Origin of the sequence: Methanocaldococcus bathoardescens (assembly GCF_000739065.1) — an archaeon.
In the GTDB taxonomy this organism is placed as follows: Archaea; AGJL01; Methanococci; order Methanococcales; family Methanocaldococcaceae; genus Methanocaldococcus; species Methanocaldococcus bathoardescens.
The window spans coordinates 1,445,734-1,469,958 of the sequence record NZ_CP009149.1 but is presented as its reverse complement, the minus strand read 5'-3'; the positions used below and the strand labels follow the sequence as shown (position 1 = coordinate 1,469,958).

Sequence of the window (24,225 nt, the reverse complement as noted above, 5' to 3'; positions counted from 1 at the left end):
AGATGAGAGTTGAATATTCAAAGGATTTGATAAGAAAAGGGATTTCAACAATATCTCAGCTAAAAAAAGCTAAGATAAAGACAGAAAAAGTTGATAAAAAAATATCCTACAAAGATGCAAAACCTGGAAAGATAAATGTTGAGGAATTTAAAAAGGCAGTTTATTTGTTGATTGAAGCTGATGATTTCCTATATAAGAAAGCCCCAAAACATGAGTTGAATGAAGAAGAGGCAAAAGAATTCTGTAAATTGATTATAAAATGCCAAGAACATTTAAATAAGGTTTTAGCAAACTTTGGATTTGAATTTGAAGAAAAAGAGATTAGTGAAGATGCCTTATACATTGTCTCAAATAAAAAGTTATTTAAAAAGCTTAAAAATAAAAATCCTAATTTAAAAGTTGTATGCACTGAGGGGATGTTAGATATTGAGGATATGAGAGCTATAGGCATTCCAGAAAAAGCTTTAGAGGGATTGAAGAAAAAGGTTGAAATAGCAAGAAAGAATGTTGAGAGATTTATAGAAAAATATAAGCTAAAAAAAATTTTTGTTGTTGTTGAGGATGATAAGGATGAGCTTTTATATTTGAGAGCTAAACAACTCTATAACGCTGAAAAGTTGAATGCTGATGAAATTTTGGATTAGTTTGGTGGAATGATGAATTTGCAGAATGATATTATTGTGAGGGGAAAATCCTATGAGATGCCATTTTCAAAGGGTATTTTAGCGAGGTCTCTAACTGCTGCTGGATTAAAACCAAGTATTGCCTATAGAATAGCTTGGGATATATATGAGATGCTAAAAAAAGAAAATATTAGAGTTATAGATAAGGCAGACCTTAGGAGGAGGGTTTATTACTATTTAATTTCAAAAAATTATGATGAAGTTGCTAAGAAATATCTATTATGGAGAATGGTTTTAGGAAGAAGACCGATAGTTATTTTAATTGGGGGAGCGAGTGGGGTTGGAACTTCAACAATTGCCTTTGAGATTGCATCGAGATTAGGAATTCCGAGTGTTATTGGAACTGATTCCATAAGGGAAGTTATGAGGAAAGTTATTTCAAGGGAATTAATCCCTACACTTTACGAATCAAGTTATACAGCTTGGAAAGTATTGAGAGACGATGAAGGCAACAAATACATTAAAGGGTTTGAGAGACATTCTGAAGCTGTATTAACTGGGGTAGAGGGAGTTATAGATAGATGTTTAGTTGAGGGGCAGAGTGTAATTATTGAAGGAACTCACCTAATTCCAACACTTTTAAAGGATAAATATTTGGAGAACTCTCATGTTGTCTTTATTATGCTAACAATTTATAATGAGGAGTTACATAAAATGAGATTCTATGCAAGGGGGAGAGTTTCAAGCAGACCTACTGAGAGGTATTTAAAACACTTCAAAATTATTAGAATGATAAACGATTATATGGTTGAAACAGCAAAAAAGAAGGGAATTCCTGTAGTTGAGAATATAAAGATTAGTGAAACAGTTGATAAATGTTTAAATATAATCACTGAAAGATTGAAAACAATGATTGAATTGGAGGGATTGAGTGAAGAAGATATGTTAGAAGAGGGAATATAACTTTCTTTTATTATTTTTTAAGGTGAAATGTTGAAAGTAGTTAAGAAAAAAAATGTTGAAGGAATTTTACAAATTTTGGGGGGAATTATACAAATTATCGGACTATTTACATTAGTTCCTTGTATAGTTTCTATATATTACAATGAAAATACTCTTTTTAATTTCTTAATTCCTGGGATATTTTTTACTATTTTTGGGTTTATTTTAAAGAAAATTACCAAACCAGGGAATTTAAAATTGCATCACACTATGATTGCTTCTGCATTAGCTTGGCTAATTGCTTCATTTATAGGGGCTATCCCACTATATCTATCAATACCTTATTTTTCTTACGTTGATGCAGTTTATGAAAGCATGTCTGCCTGGACAACAACAGGAATGACATTAATCCCAGATGTTGAATCTCTACCAAAATCAATTTTATTTTGGAGAAGTTTTCAGCAGTGGATTGGTGGAGTTGGGATATTGGTTTTATCAGCCCTTGTTTTAGCAAGGTCTGGAACTGTTGCCTATTTATTATATACATCTGAGGCAAGACAGGAAAGGATAATGCCAAGTGCTATAGGAACAATAAAGACAATTGTGTGGATTTATGTTTTATATACTATTTTGGGGATTCTTTTGTTGTATTTGGCTGGGTTGAATTTTTGGGAAGCTTTAAATTTAACAATGACTGGTATTTGCACTGGAGGAATGAGTATAAGCAATTATAGCTTTCCATACAATGATTTTGCTAAAATTATTATGATTGGTATAATGATGATTGGAGGGATTATATCTTTCTCTATTCACCATAGAATATTAACTGGAAAATATTTCAATGATATTCAAACAAAGTATGCATTAGTTGTGATAGCAATAACTTCAATAATTATTTCAATAAAAGATAAAGTCCCAATAATTGATTCTCTCTTTACAGTAGTTTCAGCAATGACATCAACTGGATTTACAACGATAAATATTAGCAATCTCTCAAATCTCTCTTTATTCTTAATCATCTTTTTAATGCTGATTGGTGGAGGGGCTGGAACAACAACTGGAGGGGTTAAGATAATTAGGTTTTTAGTTATGTTAAAAGCCCTTTGGTATGAGATAAAAGAAATTATCTACCCAAAATCAGCAGTAATTCATGAACATCTTGATAATATTGATTTAGATTATAGAATAATTAGAGAAGCATTTGTTGTATTCTTTTTATACAGCTTTTCTTCATTTTTAATGGCTTTAACATTTATATCTTTGGGATACAGCCCTTATGAGGCAATATTTGATGCTATTTCTTTTACTTCAAATATAGGTATGTCTTTAGGCATAGTTACTCTAAAAACCCCAATAATTGGAAAAATAGCGGGAATTATAGCTATGTGGATTGGTAGATTAGAAATTATCCCAGTGCTTGTTTTGTTTGCCACTTTATATTTAAAGATTAAAAAAATTGTTAAAAGTAAGAATTTATGATTTTTTTCGCTTTATTTTAATCCATACACTCTATAATGGTCTTTGAATGGTAAAATGTTTCCATACCGAAACGGTCTGATTTTAACAACAAACCACCAGCATTCACACCAGAAGAACTCATAAAACACGTTTCCATACCGAAACGGTCTGATTTTAACTCATAATGAATTAAGATACATAATAAAAAAATTAGGGTTTCCATACCGTAACGGTCTGATTTTAACAACTATTAATAGTCCATAAATTATAGCACTTAACTGGGCGTAGTTTCCATACCGTAACGGTCTGATTTTAACAGGGCATTATTTTGCTTATTTTATACGTTATCTCATTTAATATTTAAGCTTTTCTACACCGTAATGAAATTTCCTAAAAATCCTAAAATTGAAAAATAAGCTCTTAAGTATGATAACATACAATTTAGTTTACTTAAGCAAAAATAAAAGTATTACATTAACAATGGAAAATAGCAACACCACACCAGATGCTATGTTTTAAATAAACCCTTAGAAAAATAGAAAGGTAAAGCCCCTAATGGTGTTGCTATGAACGATAAAATAACCTATTTTATAGATAACACAATTTCCATAATAAAATTAACTCTTATGACTTACTTAGTTATAGCTATTGGTATAATGTTCCAGCCCTTGCAGTATCCAACTAACATAAGCATTATATTCATGGTAATTATGGGAATTGGCTTATTATTTGCTTTCCAATTTATATTGGGCTATGGCTTTGACATTTACAAACAACTAAGCATAGAAGATAGAATAGAATTCTACAACTATGTTGTTAGGAAAATATTTAATATGCTAATTGAACATAGCTATTACGGACTATTGCTAAGCACATACAACCTATTTGTGTATAAAAAAGCTATTGCCATTGGATTATGTTGTATAGCAGTAATAGGAATAATTACATTTTGGATTTTAGGAAATAAGCTAATAAAAAATAGTTAAAATTATGTTTTAGACAATTTTACACTCTTAGCCCACCTATAAGTCATAAATGCAATAGCAAACAATAGGAACAAATAAATCCCCATGGCAATAAAAAACACATCATTGTTAGATAACTCCATAACTATCATCCTCTATTTTTCTACTCATAGTTATGGCAACTATAGAATATAACTTTTGTTATCTTCACTGGAAAGGTGGCAGAATATACACTTATGCAAGTATATTTTTGTTCAGAGTATATGCTCTTTTATTTTGGATAACATTTCAACTATTGGATATAATTTTTCATTTCCATTTTATCTTTCTTTAACATGTTCCCTTAATTAGTTATTATACAAAATGACTGCCTATTTTTTATAAATCGGCAATATACCCTCTATAAAACAGTGGCATGCACTTCGAAAATTCCTAACTTATCCTTAACTTTGGAATTTAAGTTCAGTTTGAAAAAAAAATAGCTATTTTTGGATGAGTTTAAAACCGAAACGGTCTGATTTTAACAGATAAATTATTTTTGTTCGTGGATAAAGATTGTTATGTTTCCATACCGAAACGGTCTGATTTTAACAAGAATGGGATTCAGTTAATCAAATAGCTAAAATTGTTTCCATACCGAAACGGTCTGATTTTAACCTCGCAATCACGGGGCCGTCGGGGGAGGGTAAAAGCGTTTCCATACCGAAACGGTCTGATTTTAACAATGATGGGGATGATAACAACAGCAGTGAAAATAATCAGTAGCTGTTTCCATACCGAAACGGTCTGATTTTAACGGTTTTTATGATTGACTTAGAGAAGATTAAAAAGAGTTTCCATACCGAAACGGTCTGATTTTAACGGTTTTTATGATTGACTTAGAGAAGATTAAAAAGAGTTTCCATACCGAAACGGTCTGATTTTAACACACATAAAAGACACTACTACGGGACAAGGACAAGGTTTCCATACCGAAACGGTCTGATTTTAACCAAATTAAATGATAATTTCAAAGGGCTTGTGGGGGGTTTCCATACCGAAACGGTCTGATTTTAACGTTGGTTGTGTATATATATAAGAAGATACGTAGATTGTTTCCATACCGAAACGGTCTGATTTTAACAAAATTGACACCTTTCCACATCGTTAGGACATCTATTTGTTTCCATACCGAAACGGTCTGATTTTAACAAAACAGCAAAGCCAAAATCAAACAAATCAACTAAAGTTTCCATACCGAAACGGTCTGATTTTAACAGGGCATTATTTTTCTCATTTCGTATGTTATCTCTTCTAATATTTAAGCTTTTTCATACTATAATTTTCGAAGGGTTAATAACCCCTTTTATTTATAAACCCCCGAAGTTTTTAATTTGAGATTATTTTTTAGTTTTTTAATTTAAAAATCTTTAAAATTTTATAAATACAAATATTTATTGGGGAAATTTTGATTTGAAAGTAATTATTTAAAATCTTTTAAGAATCTCTATAATTTAATTAATTTAAATACTTAAAATTATCAAAATAAACTACCCTTCGAAATTTGATAAAAATTCTTAAAATTGAAAAATAAAAAATTAAAAAGCTTTAAATTGAAAATAAGGGACATTCCACGAGATAAATGTCATTTGAATATTTAAATATAAGCTATTAAAAATATTATTAATAACATAAATTATTTAAGCTTTTTATATTTACAATATTTTTAAACAACAATATCTAATAATGAAATTTGGTGTGATGATTATGATGAATCAAATAAAAACCTACTTGTTAATGGCTCTTCTTGTAGGATTGATTTATGTATTTTGTATAATGCTACATATTCATCCATTAATAGCAATAATTCTCGCTTTAATTCCAAATATTATAGCTTACTATTACAGCGATAAATTTGTATTAATGAGTTATAACGCAAGAATTTTAGAAGAGCATGAAATGCCTTGGCTACATCAAATGGTTGAGAGGGTTGCAAGAAAAGCAGGGTTACCAAAACCAAAAGTAGCTATAGTCCCTACAATGACACCAAATGCATTTGCCACAGGTAGAAATCCAGAAAATGCTGTTGTAGCTGTAACTGAAGGGATATTGCAATTATTATCACCAGAAGAGTTAGAAGGGGTTATTGGACACGAAATATCCCATATAAAGCATAGAGATATTTTAATAAGCACTATTGTTGCTACTTTAGCTGGAGCTGTAATATATATTGCTGAATGGTTAAAATGGGGTTTATTTTTTGGATATGGGGATGAAGAAGACAACCCATTAGAGTTAATTGGAACAATTTTGCTGTTAATATTAGCCCCAATTGCAGCTACATTAATTCAATTTGCAATTTCAAGGCAGAGAGAGTTTTATGCAGATGAAGAGGGAGCTAAGTTAACTCATCCATTGTGGTTGGCTAATGCATTGGCTAAGTTAGAAAAAGGAGTTAGTATTTATCCATTAGAGAGAGGGAATCCTGCAACATCCCATCTATTTATAATAAATCCATTTAAAGAAGATTTCGTTATGAAACTCTTCTCAACTCACCCACCAACTGAAGAGAGAATAGAAAGATTGTTAGAAATGTGCAAAGGCATAAGAAGATAAAAAAAGGTGGCACTGTGGAAAAAGAATTAAAAGTAATAACAATAGATGAACTAAAAAAATACATCAGGAATAATGAAGAAGATAAAATAGATGAGGTTGATATTGTAACCTCTGCAACTTGCGGAATAATGTCTGGAACTGCTGGAATTTTCCATATTCCATTTAACGAGATTTTTAAAAAAGCAGAGGAAATATATTTAGATGACATTAAAGGAGTTGTTGGTGTCTGTCCAAACGAATATTTAGGAAAAGTTGATGCAATATTTTATGGAGAAGTAGGATTTTTATTTAAAGATTTAGTTAAAGGTAAAATTGTAGAGGCAAAAGCTGTAAGTGAAGGTAAAACCTATAGAAATGAAGTTACTATAGAAGATTTACCAACAGCCAAGATGATTGGGACAAGGGTAGCGTTTAAAAACTACTCTGCTATAACAAATTTGTCTGATAAAGAAGTTAATACCATATTCCATAGATTACCTTTAAAGAAAGGTGAAGCATCTTTCTCTGGCTGTGGAATGTACAACCCATTAGAAAATATGATTATTAACGATGAAAAAGACGTTGTTGGAAAAAAAGCTCTATTAAATGGAGCTGAAGCCATCATATTAGGTTTTGGAACAAGGTCATCAATAAAAAAGCCAAATTTAATGATGTCTGCAGATATGAAGGACATGGATGCCTATTATTTAGGAGGATTTATAACTTCACATGGAATAGAGATATATAATACAATAGCCATTCCAATTAAAGTTGATGAGCATAAAGAGGCATTAAAAAAGCTTGATAAAGATATTGCATTACCATTAGCTAATATATTTGGTAGAGAGATTATAGATGTTGGAAACTATGCAGAAGTTTGGGAAAATGTGGATTTAAGGCCAAAAATCTACCCAGATAAGTGTAAAAACTGTGATAGATGCTTAGCTGAAGAATATTGCCCAACTTTTGCAATAAAAAAAGAGGGAGGAAAAATAAAGATAACTGAAGATTGTTTTGGATGTGGAGTTTGTAATATCTGTCCTTATGGAGTATTTAAAACAAAACTTGGCTCTATATGTGGAATTCCAATAACATGTAGGCAATCAGATAGAAAGAGGGCTTTAAAATTAGCTAAAGAGTTAAAGAAGAAAATAGAAAGTGGAGAGTTTAGAATATAAAATTTATTTTTTTATTGTTCTCCATATTTCTCAACAATCTCTTTTATTGCATTAACAACATACTCAACCTGTTCCCATTCTAAGCCATAAACACTCATCTTCACTTCCTTTGTAACTCCTGCTCTTATCCCTCCAATACCTCTCTTCTTCAACTCATCATAGAAGAAAAACCCTCTCCTCTTATCTTTCTTAGCTATCTCATCCAATATTGGTGTCTCAAATTTAGTTAAATCATGTTCTTTTGGTTTAATTCCTAACTGCTTGAAACCTATTTTTTCAAGTTCATCAACTACATATCTTGTTTTTTTAAGCTCCTCATCCCATCTCTTAACTCTCTCAACAACGTAAGGAAAGCTTGCCATTAAAGTTACTATAGGCAATCCTCTACTTGTACAGCCAAGCATCTCGATTTCTTTAACTGGGAATTTTTCTGATGTTCTTGTTATTTTATCAGCAAATTCTTCACTAAATGCTAAAATGCCACAAGGAGCTGAGGCCGCCATACTTTTATGCCCTGACGCAACAATAAAATCAGCTTTAACTTCTTTTCCATCAACCGGCATTCTTCCAACGGTATATGCACAATTTAGCAAGAATGGAATCCCCTTCTCTTTAGCAATTTTTCCAACTTTTTTGGCATCATTTAAGTTTCCATATTCTCCATCAACGTGAGTTAATAATATTAATCCAACATTTTTCCCCTTATCTTCTAAATTGTCTATAACTTCTTTATAACCCTCTAAGTTTATTTTGTATGTAGGATACTCTTCTTCATATCCAACCTCAGCTATATTTAACTTGGCTCTTTCAGCAGAAACATAACTTGAATAATGTGCATTTTTATCTAAAACTACATAATCTCCTTCATTACATATTGAATGCATGACAATAAATTTCCCTTCCCTTGCTCCGTGGGTAGGTCTTGCAAGGTCCATATTTAAAAATTTAGCTATGTCATTCAAAAACTCCTTTATTGGTGGGCAAGTTATCTCATCCAACCTACCATGGCAGTAATCACAAACGCTATAGCCATCCCAATACTCATAAACTACCTTTTTAGCCTCTTTTGGTAGTATTCCTCCTCTTTGTATTGGGTTTAAGTTAATTAACTCCCTCTCTAAGCTTCTCCTTAAATTTTTATATTTGTCTAAGTTTATATCCAAACCAACCACCTCAAAAAATTCGATTTGAATTTAATTTAAAGTAAAGCTCCTTTAATTCCATTAACTACCATCTGAACGGCAATGGCTGTAAGTATAAGACCCATCATTCTTGTTAATATTCTAATCCCCAATTTTCCAATTCTATCTAGAACACTTTCAGCTGAAAGCAGTGTTAAATAGGTTATCCCAAGAGACGCTAATATTGCCAATACTACCAAAAACTTATCGCCAAAAGTTGGAGCTTCAGCCATTGCCACCATACAGGCAGTTATTGAACCCGGCCCAGCTAATAAAGGTGTTGCTAATGGCATTAAAGCAATCTCATCAATTTCATAAGCTGCCTCAATCTCTTTTCTATGAATTTTAGCTTCTTGCTTACCCCTAACCATGTCTAAGGAAATTAATAATAGTAGAATCCCCCCAGCAATCTTAAAGGCATCTAATGATATTCCAAAAAATTTCAATATCCACTCTCCAAAAAGTGCAAAAACTAATAGTATAGCCAATGTATAAATAACTGTTTTCCTTGCTACTAAATCTCTCTCTTTTCTTGGATACGATTCAGTTAATGTTATAAATACAGGAACAGCACCAAATGGGTTCAGAATTGAGAATATTGATGTAAATGCCAATATAAAATATTGGAAGTCCATACTCTCACATTAAAATTTTATTCTCCTTCTAATTCCCTCATATAAATCAATCACATTCCCATTTAAAAATGCCGACATTGTATATATCACTCCAGGTGGGATTATATTAGCCCCTTCACCATTTTTAACAAAATACAATTTATCAAAACTCAGCAAACCACCATAAATAAGTCCAGCTAATTTTTGGATATCTTCAAGCTCCTCAACTGTTATAATAACTACTGGGTCATCACTTTCAGCTCCAGTATATCCAACTCCAGGAATTTTAACAGCTTCATTAGAAACAGAACATCCAACATCGTATCCAAACTTTTCCCCAATTTCCTTTACAAATAAAGCTATTTCATCTACAAAACTCTCTCCACCGTAGGTGTCGAAAGCTACTATTATAGCATCACCATATTCTGATGCCGCTTCAGCAATTGCATATGATAAACCTTCTCCAGCTTTATCTTTTTCTTTAGAAATGCCTTTTAAATCATCAAAACCCTCAGCATATTTATTTAAAATCTCAAAAATTATTTTATTATTTTCCTCAATCAAATCTTCCGTAACAAAGGATGTTATAACTATATCATCACCGGTTATATTTGAGATACATGCTTTTATTCCTAATTTGGATAATCTTTCCTTAACTTCTTTATTAACCAATTCATTAACTTTAGGATTAGTTTTTACATCATTATCTGAGATATCTACTCCAATACTCACAATATATTTTTTCATTCTCTCATCCTATAATAGCTATTCAGCAAAAAATTTAAATTTGAGTTAATGAATATTTTATTCTATAAGCTTTTATAAAATATAAAAATATGCCCCGGGAAACCGCGGGGGATGAGCAACAGCCCGGCAAGCTGTGAGTCCCCTTTGCTCCCCCGGGGTACACTTAAAGTTAAATTATATATCTATTTTGTATAATCTAAAACTGTTTTGGCAATACCCAATTTCATAACATGCAATTTAAAGAACTCTTCCCAATACTCTCTAAATTTTCTTATTGAGTAGCTATCATATATATAATCAATATCAACCTTTGCCTCAACCAATATCAATCCATCCGGTGGAAATGTAGGAACTCCTTCTCTATAATTTTCATCTAACAATTTATCAATCCATTCAACTGGCTTTTTTCCTCTTCCTACTAAATCTAAAGCTCCAACTATTTTTCTAACCATATTCCATAAGAAACTCTCTCCAATAATATCTATTGTCAAATAAAAATCATTCTCAGATATTTTTATATCATAAATTGTTCTTATTGGACTTTTTTCTTTTGACCTATCTCTTTTTGATAGATTGTGGAAGGAATGAGTTCCAATCATCTTTTTTGCTCCTTCTTTTATTGCCTCTGTGTTATAGTTGATATTTGGAAGTATATACCTATAATGTCTGTATTTTACTTTTGGGATCTCATCAATTTCTTTATATCCTAAAACCCAGATGCCTTTATCTTTTAACTTTGCATTTATGTATGAGAGTATTGGTTCTTTTTTTAGCTCTACAACAATAAAGTTTCCTAAGGCAGAGACTCCTTTATCTGTTCTCCCTCCACTGTAAATTATCTTCTTTTTAGCTAAAATCCCAATTTCTTCTAAGGTATCTAACAAAATATCACAAACTGTCTCTTTATGTGGTTGTTGTTGGAAAGAGTATCTTCCATCATATGCGATTTTTAATATGTGCATAATCCCACCTCTCTAAGAGGCATCGCCGAGCGAAGCGAAGGCGAGTAATGAAATCCGAAGGATTTCATCTAATCACCGAGCGAAGCGAGGTGATGCATCCGTTTTGATGAAACTTTTACTAAAAGTTTCGTTGGAAGGAATATCTTCCATCATAGGCTACTTTTAGGATATACATAAATTATCACCATTTTTACCTTAGTTTATTTTTATAAAGTAACAAAAAGTTTATATATTACTTTATTGCTATGTTTAAGGTTCTACTTACTTTTAGATGATTAGGTGGGAGCGATGGCAAAGGTGCTAATAGCTCCATTAGGTGTTGGAGTTATAGACAAAAATTCCCCAAAAAGAGAGTATAGGCAGGCAAATTATAAATTTGAAGGAGATAAAGAACCTATTAGTAGCCCATTTATTATCTCTGTTTTAACTAAAAAATTAAAGGTTGATAAAGTTATCGTTGTTGGGACTTCTAAATCAATGTGGGAGGAGTTGTATGAATACTATGCCAAAGAAGTTGATGAGTTTGATGAAGACTACAAAATTAAGATTAAAGAGAAAATAGATAAGTCAAATTGTAAAAACCATGAACTATCTGAGGAAGAATTAAAGAAGGTTGAGGAAGTTATTGACAAGTATTTGAAAAAGATTAATCCTAATGCCACAGGCGGTTCAAAATGCAAAATTATCAAGTATGGGATTAATAAAGATGAGATTTGGGAGAATTTTGACATCTTTATGGGAATAATTGAAGAAATTAATAATGGAGATGAAATTTATTTAGACATCACCCACTCATTTAGGTCTATCCCCCTTTTCATGTATATTATGTTAGAATTTATAAAATACTTTAAGAATGTAAAACTCAAAGGCATTTATTATGGAATGGTGGATACCGTAATTGGAGAATTGGGATATGCTCCCGTAGTTGATTTGAGCCCAATATTTGAAATATCGGAGTGGATTAAAGGGATGTATGAATTTACAACCTATGGAAACGGTTATTTAATTTCAAAACTTTTAGAGAAAGAAAATAAAGAAATTTCTGAAAAACTTCAGAAAATCTCTAAGTATATTGATGCAAATTACCTAAAAGAATTGAGAGAAGAAATAGAAGAATTGAAATCTCTATTAAACGGTTGTCCAGATAATGGAAGATTTTTAAAATACTTTATTTCAGAGCTTCATAAATTCGTTAATAAATTTAGTGATTCAAAATCCGATTTCGAGTTTCTGATATCAATGGCAAAATGGAATTTTGATAATAAGAAATACAGCTCTGGATATCTCTGCTTAACGGATTCAATATTTTGGAGATTATGTGAGTTTTACAACCTCCCTCCTATTTACAAAAACAGAGAAGTTATGAAAGGAATGATTTATTGCTTAAAAGATTCTTCTTACAAAAATATTAAAGATATTCATCAAAAGTTAAGGGATATTAGAAATAAGATAGCCCATGCAGATGTTAGCAAAAAAGGTAGTGAATTCAATCCTAAAGAAGATTTAAAAATGGTTACAAATCTGTTGAGAAACATAGAATTACCAAATTTTGATGAAATTATTGAAGAATTGAAATCTGAAATCAAAAATAATCCTGAAAATAGTGAAAAACTCATTAAATTGCTAAAAGATATATTGAATATTCAAATAATTAATAAGATTATTAAAGCGTATAATTTTGAAAATAATGAAATATATTGGAATTTCATCAGTAAATATCTTCTAAATAGGAATAATAAATGCAATAGTGAAAAATTAAAAGAAATCATTGATATTTTCCATAAAAGAATAAACAATATTGAAGAATTGGAAGAATCTTTTAATTTGTTAAAGAATGTAAAGGATGAGGAATTGTTAGATGGTTTAGCACTACAAAATGCAGTTTCACATTATGCAAAATTTAAACTTTCAAAGTTATATGGAATTGAAAATAGAGAAAATGCTGACATATTCAGATGGATTCTACTAAATAGAAAACTATGTTCAAAAAATCTCATATTGCAAGAAATAAACAAAAATTACTTTAAAATATATTCAAATAGGTTCAATCAAGTTTCAGATGACGTTTTAAGTGCTTCAAAAAATATAATAGAAGAGCTAAATAAAGATTTATTAAAAATCGTTGAAGAAATTCCTCTAAATATAATAAAAATAGAATATAAGAGATATTATAGTAATAACTGGTGAGATTATGTCTAATAATGTTTTTATTATTCTCCCATAAGCTCACAGATAAGCAGATTGAAGACGCAAGGAAAAATTTGAAAGTAGATGAATTTATTTACTTACCTAAAGAACTTCAAGAATTATGGTCTAACATCTCTCCAGAACTTGAAAATCTTAGTGATTATTTAAAACCAATAAAAGACTTTTTGAAAGAAAATGCAAAACCTAATGATTATGTTTTAATTCAGGGGGATTTTGGGGCTACCTTTATTATGGTTAAGTGGGCTATTGATAACAACCTAATCCCAATTTACTCAACTACAAAACGAATAGTAAAGGATATAAATGAAGGTAGGAAAATAATTACCATTAGAGAATTCGAACATTGTAGATTTAGAAAGTATTAAATAAAATTACACTTAATAAATTAGTTTAATAATATAAACTACAAGGGGATGTTAATGAGTAATAATAAGGAGTATGAAGCTTTGAAAATAGGAGCATTACTGCATGACATTGGAAAATTTGTTCAAAGATCCAGTGATAAGCCAAAATCTAAAAAACATGAAGAATTTAGTTATGAATTTTTAAAAAGGAAGTTTGAAGAAGGATTTTTAAGTGACTTAGATAAAAAGACAAAAAATAAAATATTGGAAATTGTTAAAGAACACCATAACAGCAGTATAAAAACCGATTTGGTTGGGATTGTTAGATTGGCTGACTGGTTAAGTAGTGGGGAAAGAAAAGAACCAAAAGGAGATTTTGATGAGATTTTAATAACTAAAGAACAAAAATTACTTTCAATATTTGAGACTGTTTATGTGGTTAAGAACTTAGATGATAAAGTTAAGATGGGAGAGATTAGCGAAGAAGAGAAAGAAAAGATTTTAAACAAAATTTATGATATGGGATTTAAATATTCTCTAAAACCACTAAATGTGTCTGATGCAATATTTACAGACAAACGTTATCCAAACGAAAAATATGAGGATTTATTTAATGAATTTGAGGATAAAATTGATGAGTTCAAAGAAAATGTCTCATTTGAAGAACTCTACCAACTAATACAAAAATATACCTGGTGTGTCCCTTCTGTAACTATATGGAAAAAATCTGGGAGTTTAAAAGGTGGCCTACCAGATGTTTCACTATTTGACCACTCAAAAACAACATGTGCAATTGCCTGCTGTCTATACCATATGTATATTAAAAATGAACATGCTAAGGAGCAAATTGATGATGAGGCATTGAAAAAACTCCTAAACAATAAAGAAGATGAGTGGAAGAAACCAATATTCTCATTAATTCATGGAGATTTGTCTGGAATTCAGGACTTTGTATTTACAATAACAACAAAATATGCAACAAAGTCATTGAAAGGAAGAAGCTTTTATTTGGACTTTTTAACCGAATACTTTGCAAAATATATATGTAAAAGATTAAATCTCCCAATTACAAATATTTTGTTCTATGGAGGAGGACATTTCTACATTTTGAGCTATAAAGTTGATGATAATTTTGTGGAAGAGGTAGAGAGGGAGATTAACGAAAAATTGTTTGAAATGTTTAGAACTAAGATATATATTACAATTGCAAAGGTTGATATTTCCCCTAATAGCTTTAAAAAGAAAGAAAAAGACAGTTTTACTAAAAAATGGAAAGAGGTCTCTGAAAAGACAGTGGAAAAGAAACTTAAAAGATTTAAATTTAAATTAGAGGAGTTATTTGAGCCATATAATAGGGGGAGTGAAGATAGGTGTGTAATTTGTAGGAAGGAAATCGACATTGTTGAAGATGAGTATTTTATCGATAAAACAAACAAAATTTGTAAATACTGTGCTTCATTTGTAGCTTTAACTGATATATTAAAGCATTTCCAAATAAATAATGAAATTAAGTTTAATGATATATATCCTATCCCATCCATAGACGAAAAGTTTAGTTTCTTAACCAATCCTGCAATAAAGGAATTAGAAGAAAAATTTAGTGTTTTTTCTGATGAAAATTATTTCTTAGAAAGGTATAATCTTCCACATGAAGAATCTGGAGAGCTAATAATACCATATAAAATCTGGGGAATTGCATTTCCTATAAATGAAGATGAAAATGAAAAGAGAATATTAGACTTTGATGAACTGGCAGAAAAAGCTGAAGAAAGGACTGGAACAAGAAAAATCGGAATATTAAAGATGGATGTTGATAACTTAGGGGAGATATTTACCAATGGTTTGGGGAGCTTTGCAACAATATCAAGAATGAGCACATTAAGTTCTATGCTAACGCTCTTCTTCACTGGCTACATTCCTCATTTGATTAAAAATGAGGAGTTTGAAGTTAATGGGAAAAAATACAGGTTTAAGGACAACATTTATTTAGTATATGCAGGAGGGGATGATACTTTAATTGTTGGAGCATGGGATGCTATTTGGGAGTTGGCTAAGAGAATTAGAGATGACTTTAAAAGATTTGTTTGCTACAATCCATACATAACAGTAAGTGCTGGAATAGTTTTTGTTAATCCAAAGTTTGAGTTTAAAAAGGCAGTAAATATGGCTGAGGAGGAATTGGAGAGTGGTAAAAACTATACAATATATGAGGATGAAGAAAATGAGAAAAAGATAGATAAAAATGCTTTAACCGTCTTTAGTTGCTCAATGAATTGGGATTTTGAAATTAAATATAATGAGGACTTTTGGAATAAGTTAATGACATATATGAACAACGGATATATTGACTTTGGTGAGGTTAATGAGGAGATTTTAAAATTAAAGGAGTTGGTAAAAGAATTTAACGAGGATAAATTAGAGAAAAAATTTGAAGAAGCTATTGAAGGAACTAAAAAGAAAAGAATCTTACATATAGCTCAAATAACTGGAGGGAGGTTGGAGAATGTAATTAAAAAAGAGGGTGAGATAATTATAAACCTCCCATACTATTGGAGAGTAATTTATTACTTACATAGAAATTACAAAGATGATGAAAGAGAATACGTTGAGTTCTTAGAGGATTATGTTAAAGAAAAGGTTAAGAAACTGTTTTCTTCAAAAATTAAGCTAAATTTCAATGATTTAAAAGTTTCTTCTAAAATTGTTGAATTGAAAAAAAGAAATAGGTGATATTATGAGCAATATTGGGAAATGCATCTTAACAGATGAAGAAATTGACACAATATTAAATATCAACAGCGAAAATGCAAATGAAGTTATTGAGATTGCTGAGGATTTAGCTAAAAAATTGAAAGAGATACCATCATCAAAAATGAGGGACTTTTACGACTATGTTTTAAGAATTGACGAAACTGGGGATTGGTATAAAGAACTCGTTTTATTAAAACCAAAATTAGCTTATAATTTTGGTAAAGAACCAAGCAAAATTGATAGAAGAACTGGAGAAGAAAAAAATAAGAAAAAAGTAGCTCTGGGAATATTAACAGGGACATTTAGTAAAATAATAGACGAAATAAATAATGATAAAGACAAATTTAAAAATTTCAAGACATTCTTTGAAGCATTAGTTGCTTATCATAAAATCCATGCGGAATAACAATATAATAAAACTTTGGGGGGATAAATTATGGAAAACTTAACTCTAAAAGGAAAAGTTATCTTAGAAGGAGTTATTGAATTAAAAACTGGGATGCATATTGGGGGGACAAAAGAGACATTAAAAATTGGAGGAACTGATAACCCTGTTATTAGAGATGCATTTGGAAATATATTAATTCCGGGAAGTTCTTTAAAAGGAAAAATTAGGGCTTTGTTAGAAAAAAAAGATGGAAAATATGTGAAAGATAAAGGAGGATATCTACCGTGTAATTGTGGAAATATAGATTGTGAAATTTGCTTGTTATTTGGACCTCACGACTCTCAAAATATTAAAGAGCCAGTTAGGATTATGGTTAGAGATGCATATTTACAGCTAAAAGATGAAAAGAAACCTCATGATTACTTAGAAATAAAACCTGAAAATATTATAGATAGGATAAAAGGAACTGCCCAACATCCAAGATTTATTGAAAGAGTTGTAGCTGGAAGTGAATTCAAATTTGAAGTTGTATTCAACATTTACAAAGAAAGTGATATTAACTTAATCAAAAAATTCATTGAAGGGATGAAGTTATTAGAAGATGATTATTTAGGTGGTTCTGGAAGTAGAGGATATGGAAAGATAAAATTTAAGAATTTAAAGCTTATTTGTAAGCCAAAGGAATACTATGAAGGAAATGCAGAGAAGAAAAAAGAATCAAACATTATTGATGGATTGGATGATTCTAAAATAATATCTGAATTAGAAAATGTTTGGAAAGCAATTAATTTCAACCAGTAATTTTTATCTTTTGTCTATTATTGTTTTTTAAGTATTTTTTGACTTTTGGTGAGAATTATGAAGATGGTAGTATTAAAACCAAAAATAAACAGCAAATTTCATTTTGGGGAAGGGAGTTTAGAAAGAAATAGCCAAATCTTCCATTCAAATAGTTTATTCTCTGCAATAGTAAATAATTATGTCAAACTATATGGAAAAGAAAACTTAGAAAGGGATATAGAAAAAATAAAAAACATTAGGTTGTCATCTCTATTGTATAAAATAGATGACATTTATCTAATCCCAAAACCAGAGCATCCAAAATTTTATAAATTAAAAGAAAATTCAGGAATTAAACCAAAAGACATTAAAAAAATCCAATTTTTCTCAATAAAAGCATATAGAGAGTTATTGGATGGTGAATTAAAGTGGGAGGAGGGTATAAAGCATATCATTGATTATCGAACAATAAATAAGAAAATTGTTATTTCCAAAAAGGAAATTAAAAAAATAAAGAAAATCTTCAATATAAAAGTAAATAAACTTAAAAATGCAAAAATTAGTTTAATATCAAGGCAGATAGAGCAGAAAATAGCAATGGATAGGTTGAAAGATATTACATTAGAAAAAGATGATAGGGGGCAATTATACAACGTCGAATTCATGAAATTAAATGAAAATGTTGAGTTCTATTTCTTAATTGATTATAATATTACAAAAGATGGAAAAAAAGTAAAAGATGAAAAAGAGTTGAGTGATGAGGATAAAAAATTTATCAAAAGATTGGAAGCATCAATAAAATTAATAGAGGATGAGGGTTTAGGAGGAAAGAGAAGTATAGGAGCAGGATTCTTTGAAAAAGTTGAGATTGTTGATTTACCCAAAGATTTTGCTGAAATATTAAAGGATGACTCAAAATATAACAATTTAGAGTATAAAATGCTTTTAGGCGTTGGAATTCCTAACAAAGAGGATATAAAAAATATTGAATATTACAAATTAATTGAAATTGGGGGCTACATATATTCATTAGAATATCTAACAAAACCAAAACGAAATATTTTAGCTTTAACTGAGGGTTCAATTGTAAAAAATAACTTTATTGGATGGGTTGAAGATTTATCTCCAACAACTCCTGATAAACTGAATCATAAAGTTTATGCTCATGGAAAGCCAATATTAATACCTTTTGAGGGATAATTATGGAGGTTAAATGTGAGTTGATAACTCCAATTTTTATTGGTTGTGGTGAAGAATATAGCCAATTAGATTATTTTATAGAAGATGGATTTGCTCATATAATTGATTTAGAAAAAGCAATCGCTGATTTGGATGATTTAGAAAAAGTAAATGAGATTAGCAGATTAATTATCTCCAACACTACAAACAATAGATTAAACCTCAACGCAAAGGACATTTTAAAGAGTGTTGGTTTAAATCCTTATGATTATGTAATTAGAAAAATAAAATGTGAAATAAAGAGTGATAGTAAGACAAGAGTTAAAAAATTTATATCTCAAAATAACAAATATTATATTCCGGGAAGTTCTATAAAAGGAGCAATAAGAACTGCTTATCTCTTTAACTACTATGATAAAAACCTTTCTGAACTGTTAAAAATATTGGATAATAGAGATATAAAATTGCATGAAAAAGGAAAAGAACTGGAAAAAAATGCCATATCAAAAAACATCCCAGAAGATTTCTTTAAATATTTAAAAATCTCTGATAGCTTAAATTTGAAAGGGGAGTTTAAATTTATACACACAAGAAGATGGAATTATAGAAAAAGGAAACTGAATATACCAATAAATATGGAAGGGATGATAAAAGGAACATTTTCAATAAATATAAAAATTGAGGATGGATTTTTTAAAAATATAAACAAAAAACTAAAAACTAATTACAATCCAAAAGATGAAGGAGAGATGTTTAACATATTAAAAAATCTCTGCAATAATTTTTCAAAAACAGTTGTTGAGTTTGAATTAAAGAAAAATAATTCATATTACATTGAAAGAATTTATGAAAAGTTATTATCTGATATAAATAAAGATGGAGCTATCTATTTAAACTTAGGATTTGGAGGGGGCTTTTTGAATAAAACAATATATCCATTGTTATGGAAAAACGATGAAAACCTCATTCATTTCAAAAAAATAAAGAGTTTATTTGTCGCCTTAAGTGGGGGAAATAAAAACTTAAAAAATGCATGGTTAAGAGCAAACAGCTATTTAGATTTCCCTACAACAAAAACAGTTTATGCAATATACTCAAAACAGGACAGAAGATTTATACCTAAACTCCCAATGGGATGGATTAAGATGGAGTTGGTGGAATAATGCAAAAAATATTAATTGCTCCATGGGGAAATTTTGTAACTTGGAAAGAAGTTATATACTCATTTGATGGAGTTGAAAAAGAGTCAAAAAGTTCAATATCTGCAATTTGTGAAAAAATTAAACCAGATAAAATTTATATATTGGTTTTAGATACTTTATCTCATTTAGGGTCAGAAAATTATGAAGATATTGTAAAAGAAGTTAAAGAAAAGACAGAAAGTTTTATAAAAGAAAATTTAAACATTGATAACTACGAAATAATTGTATGTCCGGGTGTTGGAACATTTCCAAATGGGAAATTTTATGGAAATTTAGTTGATTATTATTCTTTTGCTCTTTATGAATTGTCTAAAAGATTTGATGGAGATTTAGAGGTTCATTTGGACTTAACACATGGTTTAAATTACATGCCTGTCTTAACATACAAGGTAGTTAAAGACCTCTTAGAGATTCAATCTATTAAAAACAAGGTTAGATTAGTTGTTTATAACTCAGACCCTTATGTTGGAAGAGAAAAAGAAACATTAAATATTCATATTGTAGAGGATAAAATTATTGTTCCATCTCTAAGCTTTGATGGCGTAACTACAAACTTTTTAAATACTACTAAATTTATTGATAAAAAACATATTGGCAAAATAATGAGGGAAATCAATCAAAATAAAAAGATAAGAGAGTTAAAGTTAATGAAACAAAATATAAATGCATTTTTAGCATCTTTAGTTTATGCCTTACCGTTAGTTTATTCTACATTTTTTGTTGATGAAGAAAAGATTAATGATAAAATAAAGGAAATAATCAATTTATTTATTTCAAATATTAAGGTAGATGCTGAAAATAAAGAATTAAAAAGGTATCTAAAATTCGAAGATGGATTTAATGCGTTAGTTAAAGCATACTTTACCTCAAAAGTTTGTAAAATTCCAGAACTAATAAAAAACGAACTGTCTTTAAAAGAAATTGAAGAATTGAAAAATACATTGTTTAAAGAAAATCCTAATGCTCAATTTATAAAGAACGAAATTGCATCCATTTATAACATAGTCAATACCAAGTATAAAACAAATGAGCTTAGTGAAATAGTAGAAAATTGGATTCCAGTATATAAATTTAGAAGAGAAGATGTTGATAAATTCAATATAAGAAACTTTTTAGCACACGCTGGATTTGAAAAAAGTGTGACTGAAATTTATATTTCCGCAGAAAATAAAAATGGAAAAATTGAACTCAATGAAAAAACTTCTCTTAGATATAATAAAGAGCATATAGAAGAGAAAAATGGAATTAAAAGGTTTATATTTAAATATAAGAACAAAAATGGAAAAATAGAGGAAATAAATATCTTAGAGAAAATCGAGGAAATATTGCTAAATAAATAAAAATCTCCTTTACTAAATAAATCTATTTTACTTGGAAACTTTTAATTAGATGGATATAACTAAGTTTAAATACAAAATAACAATTTTAAATATGACTAAAATATTTGAAAGTGATAATCATGTTCAGACCAGAAGAAATTATTGAAACCATTAAAATGATTAAGATGGAAAACTTAGATTTAAGAACAGTTACCTTAGGAATAAGCTTAAGGGACTGTGTTTCAAAAGATTTAGATGAATTAAAAGAGAATATATACAATAAAATAACTACTTCAGCTGAAAATTTGGTTGATGTTGCTAATAGAGTGTCAGAAAAGTATGGAATTCCAATAGTAAATAAGAGAATTGCAGTAACACCAATATCATTAGTCATTGGTGGAGCTATAAAAGATTTAGATAAAGAGGAGAAAATAAAAGCATGTATTGAAGTTGGGGAGGTTTTAGATAAAGCTGCTAAGAAAGTTAAGGTAGATTTTTTAGGAGGTTACTCTGCATTGGTTCATAAAGATGCAACAAAAGAAGATATGGCTTTAATTGATTCTATCCCATTTATGATGGAAAAGACAGAGAGAGTTTGTTCATCAGTAAATGTAGCTTCAACAAAGACAGGAATTAATATGGATGCGGTTAAAAGAATGGGAGAGATTATTAAAGAAACAGCATTTAGAACAGAAAAAGCTATTGGATGTGCTAAATTGGTGGTTTTTGCTAATGCACCTGAAGACAACCCATTCATGGCTGGGGCGTTTCATGGAGTTGGTGAGGGAGATAAAGTTATAAATGTTGGTGTTTCAGGGCCGGGTGTTGTTAGGGCAGTTATTGAAAAACTGCCAGACGCTGATTTTGGAACTTTAGCAAATGAAATTAAAAAGGTAGCTTTTAAAATTACAAGAGTTGGGGAGTTAATTGGAAGAGAGGTTTCTAAGGAGTTGGGAGTTAAATTTGGAGTCGTAGATTTATCCTTAGCCCCAACTCCTGCAAGAGGAGATAGTATAGCAAATATCTTAGAGGCTATGGGTTTAGAGAAGTGTGGAACACATGGCTCAACTGCTGCATTGGCTTTATTAAACGATGCTGTTAAAAAAGGAGGAGCAATGGCTACATCTTATGTTGGGGGATTGAGTGGAGCTTTTATCCCAGTTAGTGAAGATAGCGGAATGGTTGAGGCTGTTGAAGCTGGAGCATTAAGTTTAGAAAAATTAGAGGCAATGACTTGTGTTTGTTCTGTAGGTATAGATATGGTTGCCATTCCAGGAGATACACCTGCATCAACCATATCAGCAATAATAGCTGATGAAATGGCTATTGGAGTTATAAACAACAAGACAACTGCTGTAAGAATCATTCCAGTCCCAGGTAAAAAAGCTGGAGAGTATGTTGATTATGGGGGTTTGTTGGGAAGAGCCCCAATTATGGAAGTTAGTAAATACTCATCTGAAAAGTTTATTAAAAGAGGAGGAAGAATTCCAGCCCCATTACAGGCATTAACTAATTAACACTTCTCTTAACTCTTTAAAAATCTTATTTTTCTCTTTTTCAATCAGTTTATCAAGTATATAAATGTTGTATTCTTTAAAGATATCTTCCTTTTTTAAATTCCCTGTAAATTCTTTTGTTGAAGCTAAAATTCCATAATCCACATTTAAAATTTTCATAATTCCGTAGAGTTTTAAAATGGCATTTGAGCTAATGTATCTATTTTTACATTCAAATATAACTCTTTTATTGTTAATTTCAACAAATAAATCTATTTCTGTAAAACTATTTCCTTTATAGCTAACATCTAAGTTTCTAACAATTTTAGCATTTTCCTTATGCTCTTTAAAAAACTCTATTACTGTATAATAAACCCAAAGCTCAAATAAAGTACCTGAGCTTAAATAACAAAAGTAACCAAAATCTTTCATTATCCTATCAATGAGTTCTAAAAAGTAGTTATCATTTTCTTTAATCTTCTCAGTTATTTCTCTATTTCTATATCTTTCTCTAATTTTTGGTAGATTAAAGTTGTTAAAGACTGCCTTTCTATATCTTATCTTTGATAAAGCCATATTAAAGAGTTTATAAATATTATCTTCATCATCTGTATAAATAAATCCTCTCAAAACATAATCATCTATTTTAATTTTAAATTCCCTCTCATTTTTTAGCTTTAAATTACTCAACATTTTTCAACTCCTCTATCGTATTTATATTTTTAAAAATTCTCTTACTTTCATCCAATTCTTCAGCTTTTATATATAAGGGGTTTAGATGGGAAATAAAATACCTAATCGATAAGTTTTTATCTTCCATAATAATTTTATTTAAAATATGTAGAGAATCTCTCTTATATAAAGCAAATAGTGGCTCTATATACCCATTTTCATGTTTTGGAATTATACATAGATTGTTGTTTTTTTCAGCTATCTCAATATTGGCTATCAACTTTTCTAAAGCTTCTTTGGTTACATAAGGGCAATCACAAGGCAAAACAATAAACCACTTAGCATTTAAAGCTCTCATACCACATAAGATGCCCATTAAAGGACCTTTACCTTCAATCAAATCAAAGGATATTAAGCATTTATATTTAATTAAATATTTCCTTTCCATCTCTAAATCAATAGAATTTTTTGCAAAGACAGTAACATAAGGTATTTTTAAACTTTTTAAAACATCTGATGGATAGTTTATGAGGTATTTACCATTAAAAACCCTAAATGGTTTCTTTCCACCAATTCTTTCCCCCTTACCACCAGATAAAATTATGCCAGCAATGATGGTTACCACCTTAAAGCTTAAAACTC

The 24,225-nt window shown here is 29.8% G+C and carries 21 protein-coding genes and 1 CRISPR repeat array; of the genes, 15 read left to right on the top strand and 6 right to left on the bottom strand.

Translation table 11 applies throughout. The annotated features are described in order from the left end of the window. Positions 1–2: 2 nt before the first annotated feature. The 6 genes from JH146_RS07710 (at position 3) to JH146_RS07685 (ending at position 7,740) form a co-directional block, all read left to right on the top strand. The gene (locus JH146_RS07710; RefSeq protein WP_048202423.1) at positions 3–644 is read left to right on the top strand and encodes a DUF2100 domain-containing protein; all 642 of its coding nucleotides are present in this window, start codon (positions 3–5) and stop codon (positions 642–644) included. A gap of 12 nt (positions 645–656) precedes the next feature. Next, positions 657–1,586 carry a 2-phosphoglycerate kinase gene (locus tag JH146_RS07705; RefSeq protein WP_048202422.1) on the top strand — a complete coding sequence of 310 codons (930 nt, stop codon included), beginning with the start codon at positions 657–659 and terminating at the stop codon, positions 1,584–1,586. Positions 1,587–1,613: 27 nt separating this feature from the next. After that, positions 1,614–3,044: a TrkH family potassium uptake protein gene (locus JH146_RS07700; protein ID WP_081874494.1), complete on the top strand. Its 1,431-nt coding sequence runs from the start codon at positions 1,614–1,616 to the stop codon at positions 3,042–3,044. A gap of 545 nt (positions 3,045–3,589) precedes the next feature. Next, a complete protein-coding gene (locus tag JH146_RS07695; protein ID WP_081874493.1) occupies positions 3,590–4,009 on the top strand; it encodes a hypothetical protein in 420 nt (139 codons plus the stop codon). Positions 4,010–4,482: 473 nt separating this feature from the next. Then, a CRISPR array of direct repeats spans positions 4,483–5,245; the repeat unit is 30 nt; unit sequence GTTTCCATACCGAAACGGTCTGATTTTAAC. 489 nt (positions 5,246–5,734) lie between these two features. Next, on the top strand, positions 5,735–6,583 hold the full coding sequence (locus JH146_RS07690) for a zinc metalloprotease HtpX (RefSeq protein ID WP_173400843.1): 849 nt from the start codon (positions 5,735–5,737) through the stop codon (positions 6,581–6,583). Between the two features lie 14 nt (positions 6,584–6,597). Beyond that, complete coding sequence (locus tag JH146_RS07685; RefSeq protein WP_048202419.1) at positions 6,598–7,740, top strand: methanogenesis marker 16 metalloprotein; 1,143 nt, start codon at positions 6,598–6,600, stop codon at positions 7,738–7,740. An 11-nt stretch (positions 7,741–7,751) separates the two neighbouring features. Here JH146_RS07685 and pscS read toward each other — a convergent pair whose 3' ends face one another. The 4 genes from pscS to truA all read right to left on the bottom strand — a co-directional run bounded on the left by pscS (position 7,752) and on the right by truA (position 11,244). Continuing rightward, positions 7,752–8,903, bottom strand: coding sequence for an O-phospho-L-seryl-tRNA:Cys-tRNA synthase (pscS, locus tag JH146_RS07680; RefSeq protein ID WP_173400842.1), 1,152 nt, complete (start codon positions 8,901–8,903; stop codon positions 7,752–7,754). 35 nt (positions 8,904–8,938) lie between these two features. Continuing rightward, positions 8,939–9,556, bottom strand: a complete 618-nt coding sequence (locus JH146_RS07675; RefSeq protein ID WP_048202418.1) for an NAAT family transporter — start codon at positions 9,554–9,556, stop codon at positions 8,939–8,941. A 9-nt stretch (positions 9,557–9,565) separates the two neighbouring features. After that, positions 9,566–10,282 carry a hypothetical protein gene (locus JH146_RS07670; protein WP_048202417.1) on the bottom strand — a complete coding sequence of 239 codons (717 nt, stop codon included), beginning with the start codon at positions 10,280–10,282 and terminating at the stop codon, positions 9,566–9,568. A gap of 182 nt (positions 10,283–10,464) precedes the next feature. Continuing rightward, a complete protein-coding gene (gene truA, locus JH146_RS07665) occupies positions 10,465–11,244 on the bottom strand; it encodes a tRNA pseudouridine(38-40) synthase TruA (protein WP_048202416.1) in 780 nt (259 codons plus the stop codon). A 288-nt stretch (positions 11,245–11,532) separates the two neighbouring features. On the opposite strand from truA, the gene csx2 reads away from it, so the two are divergent. The 9 genes from csx2 to JH146_RS07620 all read left to right on the top strand — a co-directional run bounded on the left by csx2 (position 11,533) and on the right by JH146_RS07620 (position 22,932). Continuing rightward, positions 11,533–13,431 carry a TIGR02221 family CRISPR-associated protein gene (gene csx2 / locus JH146_RS07660; protein WP_048202415.1) on the top strand — a complete coding sequence of 633 codons (1,899 nt, stop codon included), beginning with the start codon at positions 11,533–11,535 and terminating at the stop codon, positions 13,429–13,431. A 14-nt stretch (positions 13,432–13,445) separates the two neighbouring features. After that, positions 13,446–13,817: a CRISPR-associated protein Csx20 gene (gene csx20, locus JH146_RS07655; RefSeq protein WP_081874492.1), complete on the top strand. Its 372-nt coding sequence runs from the start codon at positions 13,446–13,448 to the stop codon at positions 13,815–13,817. A 54-nt stretch (positions 13,818–13,871) separates the two neighbouring features. Beyond that, entirely contained in the window at positions 13,872–16,526 is a 2,655-nt protein-coding gene (gene cas10 / locus JH146_RS07650; protein ID WP_048202413.1) for a type III-A CRISPR-associated protein Cas10/Csm1, read from the top strand. Positions 16,527–16,530: 4 nt separating this feature from the next. Beyond that, positions 16,531–16,953, top strand: a complete 423-nt coding sequence (gene csm2 / locus JH146_RS07645) for a type III-A CRISPR-associated protein Csm2 (protein ID WP_048202412.1) — start codon at positions 16,531–16,533, stop codon at positions 16,951–16,953. A 30-nt stretch (positions 16,954–16,983) separates the two neighbouring features. After that, positions 16,984–17,736 (top strand): type III-A CRISPR-associated RAMP protein Csm3, encoded by a 753-nt coding sequence (gene csm3, locus JH146_RS07640; RefSeq protein WP_048202411.1) that lies wholly within the window; start codon positions 16,984–16,986, stop codon positions 17,734–17,736. Between the two features lie 57 nt (positions 17,737–17,793). Then, entirely contained in the window at positions 17,794–18,915 is a 1,122-nt protein-coding gene (csm4, locus tag JH146_RS07635; RefSeq protein WP_052352084.1) for a type III-A CRISPR-associated RAMP protein Csm4, read from the top strand. Between the two features lie 2 nt (positions 18,916–18,917). Then, positions 18,918–20,057, top strand: coding sequence for a type III-A CRISPR-associated RAMP protein Csm5 (gene csm5 / locus JH146_RS07630; protein WP_048202410.1), 1,140 nt, complete (start codon positions 18,918–18,920; stop codon positions 20,055–20,057). After that, positions 20,057–21,436: a CRISPR-associated CARF protein Csx1 gene (gene csx1 / locus JH146_RS07625; RefSeq protein WP_048202409.1), complete on the top strand. Its 1,380-nt coding sequence runs from the start codon at positions 20,057–20,059 to the stop codon at positions 21,434–21,436. The genes csm5 and csx1 overlap by 1 nt, the downstream gene beginning before the upstream one ends. Positions 21,437–21,555: 119 nt before the next feature. After that, a complete protein-coding gene (locus tag JH146_RS07620; RefSeq protein WP_048202408.1) occupies positions 21,556–22,932 on the top strand; it encodes a PFL family protein in 1,377 nt (458 codons plus the stop codon). Here the strand turns inward: JH146_RS07620 and JH146_RS07615 are convergent. Next, a complete protein-coding gene (locus JH146_RS07615; protein ID WP_048202407.1) occupies positions 22,921–23,604 on the bottom strand; it encodes a hypothetical protein in 684 nt (227 codons plus the stop codon). The two genes, JH146_RS07620 and JH146_RS07615, sit on opposite strands and share 12 nt — an antisense overlap. Beyond that, entirely contained in the window at positions 23,594–24,208 is a 615-nt protein-coding gene (locus JH146_RS07610) for a molybdenum cofactor guanylyltransferase (RefSeq protein ID WP_048202406.1), read from the bottom strand. The genes JH146_RS07615 and JH146_RS07610 overlap by 11 nt, the downstream gene beginning before the upstream one ends. Positions 24,209–24,225 lie beyond the last annotated feature (17 nt).